General features: G+C 70.0%; 8 protein-coding genes. 7 read left to right on the forward strand and 1 reads right to left on the reverse strand.

The features are described from left to right. The first annotated feature begins 929 nt into the window (after window positions 1-929). Both ACFWMR_RS40100 and ACFWMR_RS40105 read left to right on the forward strand, forming a co-directional pair. A complete protein-coding gene (locus ACFWMR_RS40100) occupies window positions 930-1,646 on the forward strand; it encodes a response regulator transcription factor (RefSeq protein WP_034318331.1) in 717 nt (238 codons plus the stop codon). 68 nt (window positions 1,647-1,714) lie between these two features. After that, window positions 1,715-2,980: an HRDC domain-containing protein gene (locus ACFWMR_RS40105; protein ID WP_378382172.1), complete on the forward strand. Its 1,266-nt coding sequence runs from the start codon at window positions 1,715-1,717 to the stop codon at window positions 2,978-2,980. Window positions 2,981-3,060: 80 nt separating this feature from the next. Here ACFWMR_RS40105 and ACFWMR_RS40110 read toward each other — a convergent pair whose 3' ends face one another. After that, on the reverse strand, window positions 3,061-3,717 hold the full coding sequence (locus ACFWMR_RS40110) for a TetR/AcrR family transcriptional regulator (RefSeq protein WP_093934535.1): 657 nt from the start codon (window positions 3,715-3,717) through the stop codon (window positions 3,061-3,063). Between the two features lie 177 nt (window positions 3,718-3,894). On the opposite strand from ACFWMR_RS40110, the gene ACFWMR_RS40115 reads away from it, so the two are divergent. From ACFWMR_RS40115 to ACFWMR_RS40135, 5 genes are read left to right on the forward strand one after another with little or no spacing between them, the layout of a single operon-like run. Further along, the gene (locus tag ACFWMR_RS40115; RefSeq protein ID WP_378382173.1) at window positions 3,895-5,361 is read left to right on the forward strand and encodes an amino acid permease; all 1,467 of its coding nucleotides are present in this window, start codon (window positions 3,895-3,897) and stop codon (window positions 5,359-5,361) included. Window positions 5,362-5,372: 11 nt separating this feature from the next. After that, window positions 5,373-6,206, forward strand: a complete 834-nt coding sequence (locus tag ACFWMR_RS40120; protein ID WP_378382174.1) for an urea amidolyase associated protein UAAP1 — start codon at window positions 5,373-5,375, stop codon at window positions 6,204-6,206. Beyond that, entirely contained in the window at window positions 6,203-6,814 is a 612-nt protein-coding gene (locus tag ACFWMR_RS40125; RefSeq protein ID WP_378382175.1) for an urea amidolyase associated protein UAAP2, read from the forward strand. Before ACFWMR_RS40120 ends, ACFWMR_RS40125 begins: the two co-directional genes overlap by 4 nt. Continuing rightward, on the forward strand, window positions 6,811-10,377 hold the full coding sequence (gene uca / locus ACFWMR_RS40130; protein WP_378382177.1) for an urea carboxylase: 3,567 nt from the start codon (window positions 6,811-6,813) through the stop codon (window positions 10,375-10,377). The genes ACFWMR_RS40125 and uca overlap by 4 nt, the downstream gene beginning before the upstream one ends. Continuing rightward, a complete protein-coding gene (locus ACFWMR_RS40135; RefSeq protein ID WP_378382178.1) occupies window positions 10,374-11,987 on the forward strand; it encodes an allophanate hydrolase in 1,614 nt (537 codons plus the stop codon). Before uca ends, ACFWMR_RS40135 begins: the two co-directional genes overlap by 4 nt. The last annotated feature ends 71 nt before the right edge of the window (window positions 11,988-12,058 follow it).

Below are 12,058 nucleotides of genomic sequence, written 5' to 3' on the forward strand. Positions count from 1 at the left end.
CTCTCCCTGCTCTGCCGCAAGCCCGTGACGGCCTCCTTGAGGGACTCGGGGACTCTCAAGGAGGCCTTCACGGACTTGCGCTTCGCCTCGACACGCCGGAATCCCATCAATCGAGACATAGCATTCGGGTTATCTTGCGATTTCCGGCCATCTAGCGTCGCTAGCAAACCTGCCGATACTAAAGGCCCCTTGCTACCGCCCGCAGATCCGTGAAGGCCTCCTTCCCTACCCTCAAAGTAGGGAAGGAGGCCTTCACGGACCGCCGCCTAGGGCGCGAAGGCGCCGCGAAGCGGCCGAGAGCACCTTCGCCTACCCCATTTGCGGGGCCCTCAGAGCGTCCATACGCCACCCAGAGGCCCTTCAGGGTCATCTGGACTAGACCAGCTCCCACCTGCGCGGAGCCGTCCATACAGAGGTCTGGACCACCCCGTTCGTGCTACGCGTCCTGTCACCGTCCGCAACAAGATCAAGACCGCCGGAAACGCCCTCGCGGACACCACTGGACGCATCCGGAGCGTTACCATGACGGTCACCCAGCGAAGCGATCATGACTCTCCGCGAAGTTGATCAAGCCCCACGCCGGAGGCGGTTTCCGGCTTGCCGCACACTGTCCTCCGAGGCTCCCGAGCAGAGGCACCGGCAGGTGCACGCTCCATCTGCACAGTCGGTTGGACCCCGGTAACCCCAGTGCATCGTGTTCTTTCGGCGATGCGTTAGCCACCGGCTGTGTACTAGCCCGATCGTGTTACAACGAACTCCCTGAGTAACTACTCGTTTGAGATAGATACCCATTCGATCCCCCCGTGAAGGCCTCAGGGCGGCTACAGTGCCATCGACGACACCACTTTCGGTCTAAAGCTGGCGCGGCTAAACGGCCGAAAGTCCCGGTGCCGGTCGGGGGGCACGACCGACTCCAGGGAGGTAGTGACGTGGCTACCGTCGGCATTTCTCAGGCCGTCCGATCCACGCCAGCCGGTTCATTGCCGGCGAGCATGGTTCCGCACCCGCGGGAAGAGCTGTTTTCCGTGTTGGTGGTCGATGACCACCCGCTGTTGAGGGAGGCAATCTCAGCAAGACTCGCACAGATGGGTGCGGGCACCGTCCACGAGGCCGCCACCGTGGCCGAGGCGAGGGCGCGAGCACAGGCCACCGGGCCTTGTGATCTGGCGATCCTCGATCTCGGACTGCCGGATGGCAGCGGCATCGAGCTGGTTACGGAACTCCGTAGCCACGGCTGGCCTCGCGTTGTGGTGCTCGCTTCATCAGACGACCCGTACGCGGTCAGGTCGGCGTTCCAGGCCGGCGCCCAGGCATACCTGCTCAAGTCGGCATCGCCGGTCGTAGTGACCGACGGCGTCCGCAGGGTGCTCGAGGGCGGCGTCTACGCGGACCCGAGCGTCGCACCGGTCCTGGCCACAGGCACCCGAGTAGCAGGCACCGACAACACCCCGCGCGAGCTTTCCGCGCGCGAGGTCGAGGTGCTGCAACTCGTCGCCGACGGCCAGAGCAACAAGGAGATCGGTGAGGAACTCAGCCTCTCCGCTCTCACGGTGAAGTCTCACCTCTCCCGCATCGGGCGCAAGCTCGGCACGGGTGACCGGGCTCAGATGGTGGCGCTGGCGATGCGTGCCGGCGTGATCCGCTGACAAAGGCGAACTGCCCTGCGGGGCGGGCGGACCAGGCGCGGCCCGCTCGTCCCGTAGGGTCTTCACCTATGGAAGGCGACCGACCCGGAGATCCGCAGGCAGACCCGAACACCGGCACCGATGACACCGGTGGACCGGTTCTGCTGCGCGAGCCCGCCGAGGGCACTCCGCCGGTGATCGCCGACGCGACAGCCCTCGCCGAAGCCTGCGCGAAGATCGCGGGTGGCAGCGGGGCCATCGCCGTGGACACCGAACGCGCGTCCGGCTACCGGTACTGGCCGAAGGCCTATCTGGTCCAGCTGCGCCGCGAAGGTGCCGGCTCCTTCCTCATCGACCCCATTCCGCTCGAAGGGCAGCTCGCGCCCCTCGCGGAAGTGCTCAACGACGCCGAATGGGTGTTGCACGCGGCCTCTCAGGACCTGCCGTGCCTCGCCGAACTCGACCTGCACCCGAAGAGCCTGTTCGACACCGAACTCGCCGGACGGCTCGCCGGGTACGAACGGGTCGCCCTCGGCACCCTCGTCGAACTCCTTCTCGGCTACCAGCTGGAGAAGGGGCACAGTGCCGCCGACTGGTCGAAGCGCCCGCTTCCCGTCGACTGGCTGAACTACGCCGCCCTCGACGTCGAGCTGCTCGTCGAACTGCGCGAGAAGCTCGAAGCCGACCTCGCCGCCCAGGGCAAACTCGAATGGGCCCAGCAGGAATTCGAGGCCGTCCGCACCGCGCCGCCGCCCGCCCCCCGGGCCGAGCCGTGGCGACGGACGTCCGGGGTGCACAAGATCCGCAGCGCCCGCGGCCTCGCCGCGGTCCGCGAACTGTGGCAGGCGCGGGACGAGCTCGCCCGCAAACGCGACCGCGCGCCGAGCCGGATCCTGCCCGACAGCGCGATCATCAACGCCGTCACCGCGGACCCGAAGACCGTCGAGCAGTTGCAGGCACTGCCGGTGTTCAGCGGCCGGGTGCAGCGCAAGTACACCGCGAGCTGGCTGCGGCATCTGCAAGCAGCCCGCGCGCTGCCCGCCGACGAACTGCCAACGCCCGCGCAGCAGACCGACGGCCCGCCGCCGGTGAACCGCTGGTCGGACAAGGACCCCGACGCCGCCGCCCGGCTTTCCGCCGCCCGCGCGGCGCTGGCCGCCATCGCGGAGGACCGGCGGCTGCCGGTGGAGAACCTGCTGCTGCCGGAGCTGGTGCGCCGCACCTGCTGGCGTCCGCCCGCGGACCTGAGCGAGGACTCCGTCGCCCAGGTCCTTCGCGACGCCGGAGCGCGGCCGTGGCAGGTGGAGCTGACCGTGGCCGCGCTGAGCAAGGCGCTCCACGCCACCCCGGCCTGACCCGGGGCTGAAGGACGCTTTCCCCGCATGTCACGCGGTGAAGGGCGCTTTCACCTCACCGCATGCGGGGAAAGTCCCCTTCAGTCCTCCAGTAGCGCCCGCGCCGAGTCGCGCAGTCCAGCGTCCGGTTCCCCAAGACCGGCGAGCCTCAGCACGCTGTCGGCACCCTCGACGGCGTGCGCTTCGACGTCCAGATCCGGCTGGTCACGCCGGACGATCGCGATGCTCTCGACGAGCCCGAACACGAGGTCGGTCCGGATGCCGAGCAGCTCGCCGGGGACGCCCGCCGCCGCGACGAGCGAGCCGTAGACGCGTTTGAGTTCCGCCCGCTCGGCCCGGAAGCGCGCCAGCCTTGGCGAGGAGATCTCCGGCAGCAGGTACAGCGCGCCGAGATTGTGCCGCGCGCTGCCGAGCAGATGGATGTCCGCGTAGGCCAGCGCCCACAGCCGCGCGCCGACCGGCGCGAGCTTGGCCGACAGGCCGCCCGCGACGTCCAGTGACGGCCGGACGGTGTCCTCCAGCAGCGCCGCGAGAATGTCCTCTTTGGACGGGAAGTGGTAGTAGAGCGACGCCTGGCGCAGTCCGGCGCGTTCGGCGATGGCTCGGGTGGTCGTCGCCGCGTACCCGGCGCCGGTGAACAGCTCCCCCGCGGCGTCCAGTACGGCGAGCCGCGCTTCCCGCTTGCTCGCCGCGGCACCGCTGGCTCTCGGTCTGCCCACCCCGGTCGTTTTTGTCATCTATCCGATCCTGCCATTTCTCCGCGAAGATCTTTGTTACGTCCGGTGGTCGGCCCAGGTTACCGAATCCGGTATCTGTTAACACCGCGCTTACCGGGCGGAGATCGGAAGGATCCCGCACGCGCTTAATTTCGGTCGACCGATCGAAATTCGGCCCTCCAGACAGGAGCCCCCTAAATGCCCTCCGAAGACCTTTCCGCCTTCGGGTACCGTCAAGAACTTCGCCGGACGCTGGGCGGTTTCTCCGCCTTCGCCGCCGGTTTCTCCTTCGTTTCCATCCTGACCACGGTCTTTCAGCTGTTCGCCTTCGGCTATTCGTTCGGTGACACCCTCTTCTTCTGGACATGGCCGCTGGTGATCGCCGGGCAATTGCTCGTCGCGCTCAACTTCGCCGAACTCGCCGCCCGATTTCCGCTGGCAGGATCGGTTTACCAGTGGGCGAAACACCTCTCCCCCGGATTCGCGGGGTGGCTCGCCGGCTGGATGATGCTGGTGGGCTGCGTCGTCGCGCTGGCGGGCGCGGCGATCGCGCTGCAGGTCGTCCTCCCGTCGGTCTGGAGCGGCTTCCAGCTCGTCGGCGGTGATCCGGCGATCACGTCGCCGACCGGCGCCAGCAACGCCGTCCTGCTCGGCACCCTGCTGATCGTCGTCACCACCGCGATCAACGCGGGCGGCGTGCGGCTCATGGCGCGGATCAACGACGTCGGGGTCGCGGCCGAACTCGTCGGCGTCCTCGTGCTGATCATCGGTCTCGCGATGTTCGCGGTCCGCGGTCCGCAGGTCGTGCTCCAGCCCGCGGGCGAAAGCCCGGGCGTCGGTGGCGTCCTGGCTTCGGCACTGATGGCCGCGTACGTCCTGTACGGCTTCGACACCGCGGCGTCGGTCGCCGAAGAGACCAAGAACGCGCGCCGCACCGCACCCCGCGCCGTGCTCCGCGCGCTGCTGATCTCCGGGATCGGCGGGCTCGCCGTCGTCATCACCGCCCTGATGGCGGCCCCGAGCCTGACCGACGGGCAGCTGGCCGGGAAAGGCCTGCCGTACGTCATCACGGCCGTCTTCGGTGACACGCTGGGCCGAGTGTTCCTCGCCGACGTCGCGATCGCGGTCGTCGTCTGCACGCTGACCATCCAGACCGGCACCGTCCGGTTGTTCTACGCGATGGCCCGCGACGGCGCGCTTCCCGGCGCCAAACGCCTTTCCGCGGTCAACGCCCGCACCGGCACGCCGATCGCGCCCGCGGTACTGTCTGGACTGCTCGCAATCGGGTTGCTGCTGCTCAATCTCGGCAATCCGACCATTTTCAGCACCATCACCGGCACGTCGGTGGTCGTGGTCTACCTCGCCTATCTGCTGGTGACCGGACCGCTGCTGATCCGGCGTCGTCAAGGCCGTTTCAGCGCCGAACCGGGCCATTTCTCCCTGGGGCGATGGGCTATTCCGGTCAACGTGGCGGCAGTAGGGTACGGCGCGATGATGATCGTCAACATCGCCTGGCCACGAGCCGACATCTACGACCTGGCGGGTACCGGTTCCGTCTGGGTCCTGTTGTTCCCGATCGAGTTCGTCGGCGCCGCGCTGCTCACCGGCTATCTCTGCTGGCGCCGCCGCTCCGCGCTCACCACGGTTCCCGTCCCCGCGACCTGAAGGAAGGTTCCATGAGCACGACATCGACCACGTACGGCGCTCGCGACCACGCCCGCGCCCAAGCGGGCACGGTGACCGAGGCGATGCCCGCCATCCCCGCGTCCACCTGGCCGGATCCGCCGTCCGGGATCGACCCGGCGAAGCTGGTCTGGGCCGAGACCGTCGCCGGAGGCGGCTACACCCACAAGGTCCTCGCCCGCGGCACCGAACTGCGGCTGACCGACGTCGAGGGCGACGCCTGCGCGCATCTGCTGCTGTTCAACGCCGATCAGCCGTGGGAGCGGCTGAACGTCGCGGACACGGTGAAGGTCCAGTGGAACGCCTATCTCGGCGAAGCGATCGCACTGCTTTCGGACCAGGCTCGCGTCCTCGCGACCGTCGTCACCGACGAAAGCGGCAAGCACGACGCCCTCTGCGGAACGTCCACTGTGGACGGCAACGTCGAACGTTACGGCGACGGGAGTCCTCAGGGCGGTTCGCCGTCGGGGAACGCGTTGTTCACACTCGCCGCGGCGAAGAACGGGCTCACTCCTCGCGATCTCCCGCCCAGCCTGTCCTTCTTCCAGGGCGTCCACGTCGAGACCGACGGCGGGCTGACGTTCACCGGTTCGGCCGGGCCGGGCAAATCCGTCGTCCTGCGCACCGAACTCCCGGTCGTCGTCCTGATCGCCAACGTGGCGCACCCGCTCGACCCGCGCCCGGACTACACGGTCACCCCGCTGCGCGTCTTCGCCCAGCGGAGCACACCGTCCACTCCGGACAGTCCTGAATGGACAGCGTCACCCGAGGCGCAGCGCGCCTTCGAGAACACCGCCGACTACCTCACCGCCAGGGGGATCGCATGACGGTCATTTCCGACACCGAGGTCGCCCCGCGGACGCCGTACTCCACGGTGCTGCGCAAGGGCGAGACACTCGCGATCATCGACCTCGGCGGCAACCAGGCCGTCGACTTCCTCTGCTACGACGCGGCCGACACGGCGAAGAGGTACAGCGCGGCGGCCACGATCTCGGCCCAGCGCAACATCTTCCTCACCACCGGCAGCGTGCTGCGCACCGGCGAGGGCGACCCACTGCTGACCGTCGTCGCGGACACCTGCGGGCGGCACGACACGATCGGCGGCGCCTGCAGCAAGGAGTCCAACAGCCTCCGCTACGGCCAGCACACCCGGTACCAGCACGCCTGCGTCGAGAACTTCCTGACCGAGGGCGCGAAGTGGGGCCTCGGCAAACGGGACCTGGTGAGCAACGTCAACTGGTACATGAACGTGCCGGTCGAACAGGACGGCACGCTCGGCATCGTCGACGGCATCTCCGCGCCCGGTATGGAGGTCAAGCTGCGCGCCGAGACCGACGTGCTCGTGCTGGTGTCGAACTGCCCGCAGATCAACAACCCGTGCAACGGCTTCGACCCGACCGCCGTCCGCATGGTCGTCACCGGCGGTGACGCGTGAAACTGCTCGTCGCCAACCGGGGGGAAATCGCGGTCCGGATCATCCGCACCGCAAGGGAGATGGGCATTCCGACGGTCGCCGTCCATTCCGACGCCGACCGTACGGCCGCGCACGTACGGCTTGCCGACGAAGCCGTCCGGCTCGGTCCGGCGCCGGCGAGGGAGAGCTACCTCCTCGCCGACGCCATCATCGAAGCCGCGTTGAAGACCGGGGCGGACACGATCCATCCCGGCTACGGCTTCCTGTCCGAGGACGCCGCGTTCGCCAGGGCGGCGGAAGCGGCGGGGATCCGGTTCGCCGGCCCCACCGCGGACCATCTCGAAGTCTTCGGCAGCAAGCACACCGCGCGGGAGAAGGCCGTCGAGGCCGGTGTCCCGCTGCTGCCGGGCACCGGGCTGCTGGACACCCTCGCCGACGCCGAGACGACGGCCGCCGGGATCGGCTACCCGGTGATGCTCAAGGCCACCGGCGGTGGCGGCGGGATCGGCATGCGCGCCTGCGCCGATGTCATCGAGTTGCGCGACGCCTGGGACGCGGTGCAGAGCATCGCCGCCAAGAGCTTCTCGACCTCGGGGGTGTTCCTCGAACGGCTCGTGACCCACGCGCGGCACGTCGAGGTCCAGGTGTTCGGCGACGGCGCGGGTGAGGTGCTGGCGCTGGGCACGCGGGACTGCACGCTGCAGCGGCGCAACCAGAAGGTGCTCGAAGAGTGCCCCGCCCCGGGACTTCCCGACGCGGTGCGCGAGAAACTGGTCTCGGCGGCGGTCGACCTCTGCGCTTCGGTGCGCTACCGGTCGGCCGGGACGGTCGAGTTCATCTACGACCCGGTTCGCGAGGAGGCCGCGTTCCTCGAAGTCAACACGAGGCTCCAAGTCGAGCATCCGGTCACCGAGGCGGTCTATCGCATCGACCTCGTCGCGTGGATGCTCCGGCTCGCCGACGGCGACACCGGGATGTTCGCCACCACGCCGGAACCGCGCGGGCACGCCGTCGAAGCACGCGTCTACGCCGAGGATCCGGCCGCCGGGCACCGGCCGAGCGCGGGGCTGCTGACCCGCGCCGATTTCCCGGAGGGTGTCCGGGTCGACACCTGGGTCGAAGCCGGCGCGAAGGTGACGACGCACTACGACCCCCTGCTCGCCAAGGTGATCACCGTCGGCGCGGACCGCGCCGAAGCCCTGGCCGCGATGGGTGCCGCGCTCGGCGAAAGCCGGGTGGACGGGGTGCGCACGAACCTCGGGCAGCTGCGCGCGGTCGCCGCGGATCGGCGGCTGCACGACGTCACGCACGACACCGCGACGCTCGACGAGATCACCGATCCCGAGCCGCGGATCGAGGTCCTGCGGGGCGGCACGATGACCACCGTCCAGGACTGGCCTGGACGGCTGGGGTTCTGGCACGTGGGTGTCCCGCCGAACGGGCCGATGGACGATCTGTCGCTGCGCCTGGGCAACCGCGCGCTGGGCAACCCCGAGGGCGCGCCGGGCCTGGAGTGCACTGTGGACGGTGTCTCGCTGCGGTTCACCGACGACGCAATCGTTTGCGTCACGGGATCGCCGTCTCCGGTCACCGTCGACGGCCACGACGTTCCACAGTGGACGCCATTCGAAGTCCCCGCCGGGAGCGTGCTCGACGTGGGTACCGGCACCGCCGGGCTCCGCGCGTACGTCCTCGTCCGCGGCGGGATCGACGTGCCGGACTTCCTCGGCAGCGCGGCGACGTTCACGCTCGGCGGCTTCGGCGGGCACGGCGGCCGCGCGCTGGCGACCGGCGACGTCCTTTCTCCCGGACCGGTTCCGGAGAACGCCGTCGCGGGCCCGGTTCCCGAAGCCGAGCGACCGGTGTTCACGACGCACTGGGAGATCGGCGCGTCCGAGGGACCGCACGCGGCGCCGGAGTTCTTCACCCCGGACGACGTCGAAACCTTCTACGCGACCGGCTGGGAGGTGCACTTCAACTCCGCGCGGACCGGCGTCCGGCTCGTCGGGCCCCGGCCACGCTGGGCACGGGAAGACGGCGGCGAGGCGGGGCTGCACCCGTCGAACATCCACGACACGCCGTACGCGATCGGCGCCGTGGACTACACCGGCGACCTGCCGATCCTGCTGGGCCCGGACGGGCCGAGCCTCGGCGGGTTCGTGTGCCCGGCGACCGTGGTCACCGGGCAGCGCTGGAAGCTCGGCCAGTTGCGGCCGGGTGACACCGTGCGGTTCGTGCCGATCACCACCGAGCACGCCGGGTCCCTGCGCGTCTCTCCGAGCGCGGCGGTCAAGGCGACCCGGAAGCCGATCGACGACGGCGGCATCCTCGGCCGTCTGTCCACCTCGGAGGAGAACCCCGAGGTCACCTACCGGCGCAGCGGCGACGACAACCTGCTGATCGAGTACGGGCCGATGAAACTCGACCTGGCCCTGAGGATGCGGGTCCACGCCCTCGCCGACAGGCTGGGCGCGGAAGGCCTCGACGGCGTCGTCGACCTCACGCCGGGCATCCGCTCGCTGCAGGTCCACGTCGACCCGGACGTCCTGCCGGTCCCGAAACTGCTCGGGCTCGTGCAGGAGGTGGAGCACGATCTGCCGCGCACCGGCGACCTGGTGGTGCCGAGCCGGACCGTGCGGATGCCGTTGTCCTGGGACGACCCGGCGACGCGCGAGGCTATCGAGCGGTACATGGCGGGGGTGCGCGACGACGCGCCGTGGTGCCCGTGGAACATCGAGTTCATCCGGCGCGTGAACGGTCTGTCCAGTGTGGACGACGTCTACCGCACGGTGTTCGACGCGGAGTACCTGGTGCTCGGGCTCGGCGACGTCTACCTCGGCGCGCCGGTGGCCACGCCACTGGACCCGCGGCACCGGCTGGTCACCACGAAGTACAACCCGGCGCGCACGTGGACGGCGGAGAACTCGGTCGGCATCGGTGGTTCGTACCTGTGCATCTACGGGATGGAAGGTCCCGGCGGCTACCAGTTCGTCGGGCGGACCGTGCAGGTGTGGAGCGGCTGGCGGCAACGCGGATCCTTCGAACCGGGTTCGCCGTGGCTGCTGCGGTTCTTCGACCGGATCTCGTGGTACCCCGTGACCGCCGAGGAACTGCTGGACCTGCGGGCCCAGAGCTCGGCTGGGGAATTGGAACTCGACATCACCGACGGTGAGTTCGCGCTGGCCGACCACGAACGGTTCCTGGCCGACAACGCCGCCGACATCGCCGCGTTCCGGGAGAAGCAGAGCTCGGCGTTCGAGGCGGAACGGCAGGCCTGGGCGGCGGCGGGCGAGTTCGACCCTCGCCCCGAACCGGCCGGCGCGAAGGTCCCGACCACGAAGGTCGAGGCCCCGCCCGGCGGGCACGTCGTCGAGGCGCCGTTCGCGGCGACCGTGTGGCGGGTGGACGTCGAACCCGGCAAGCAGGTCGGCGCGGCGGAGACGCTGGTGATCCTCGAAGCGATGAAGACCGAGGCGCGGATCCCCGCGCCCGCCGCCGGTGAGGTCGTCGAGGTGCTCGTCTCGCCCGGCGATCAGGTCGCCCCCGGCACCCCGCTGGTGGTTCTGGGAAGGAGCGCGGGATGAGCGTGACGGAGCGGGTGCGCGCCGCGTACCACCGGATCGCGCGGGTCGACCGGCCCGAGATCTGGATCGACCTGCGGCCCGAGGCGGACGTGCTCGCCGACGCGGAGAAGCTGGATGCCCGTCGCGCGGCAGGGGAATCCTTGCCGCTGTATGGGAAGCTCGCCGCGGTCAAGGGCAACATCGACGTCGCCGGGCTGCCGACGACGGCGGCCTGCCCCGAGTACGCGTACCAGCCGGCCGAGGACGCGCCGGTGGTGGCGCGGCTGCGCGCGGCCGGGGCGCTGATCCTGGGCACGACCAATCTGGACCAGTTCGCGACCGGGCTGGTCGGCACGCGCAGTCCGCACGGCGCGGTCCGGAACGCGATCGATCCGGCGTACGTGTCGGGCGGGTCGAGTTCGGGGTCGGCGGTCGCGGTGGCGCTCGGGATCGCGGATCTCGCGCTGGGCACCGACACCGCGGGGTCGGGCCGGGTCCCGGCGGCGTTCAACGGGATCGTCGGGCTGAAGCCGACGCGGGGGCTGCTGCCGACGACCGGTGTCGTCCCCGCGTGCGCGAGCATCGACTGCGTGACCGTGTTCGCGCGGACGGTCGATGAGGCGACGGCCGCGTTCGCCTGCCTGAGCGAGCCCCGGGACCTTCCGGTCGTGCACCGTCCTTTCCGGATCGGTGTGCCTTCCGAGGTGGGCCCTCTCCAGGACGGGTGGGCCGAGGCGTTCACCGCCGCGACCGAGTCGTTCGGCGAGGCGGGCGCGGAGCTGGTCACTGTCGACATATCGGCGTTCGTGGCCGCGGCGCGCCTGCTGTACGAGGGCGCCTTCGTGGCCGAGCGGTATGCGGCGGTCGGCGAGTTCGTCGACGCCCATCCGGACGCCGTCGATCCGGCGGTGCGGCAGATCATCAGTGGGGCGAAGGACATACCGGCGCATCGGGTGTTCAGCGACCTCGCGACGCTCGACGGTCTTTCGCGGGAGGCGTCGGCAGTGTTGTCCACTGTGGACTGCCTGCTGCTGCCCACGACGACGGAACACCCGACGATCGCCGAGGTCGAAGCCGACCCGCTGGGCGTGAACGCCCGGCTGGGCCGGTTCACGAACTCGACGAACCTGCTGGGCCTGTCCTCGCTGGCCGTGCCCGCCGGGACGGTCGGCGGGCTGCCGTTCGGGGTGATGCTGGTCGGCGCCGCGAACGCCGACCGGATCCTCGCCGACGTCGCCCGCCTGGTGCCGCGGCGGACGCGGATCGCCGTCGTCGGCGCGCATCTGCGCGGGCAACCGCTGAACCACGAACTGACATCCCGCGGCGGCCGGTTCGTTTCCGCGGGTCCGACGGCGGCCGAATACCGGTTCTACGCGCTGGACACCGTGCCGCCCAAGCCCGGCCTCGTCCGGGTCGCCTCGGGCGGCTCCGCGATCGCCGCCGAAGTGTGGGACCTGCCTCACGCCGGGTTCGGCGAGTTCGTGGCGGGGGTTCCCGCGCCGCTGGCGATCGGGAAGGTGCGGCTGGCCGACGGGAGCGAGGTGTCCGGCTTCGTCTGCGAACCCTTGGCCGTGGAGGGCGCGGAGGACATCACGGGGTACGGCGGGTGGCTCGGGTACCTGAGCCGCTGAGTCGCGCCTCGCCCGCCTGAAGTACATGAAGGCCCCCTTCCTTGCGCCTAGCGCAAGGAAGGGGGCCTTCA

It is taken from the genome of Amycolatopsis thailandensis (assembly GCF_042723255.1).
GTDB lineage: Bacteria > Actinomycetota > Actinomycetes > Mycobacteriales > Pseudonocardiaceae > Amycolatopsis > Amycolatopsis thailandensis.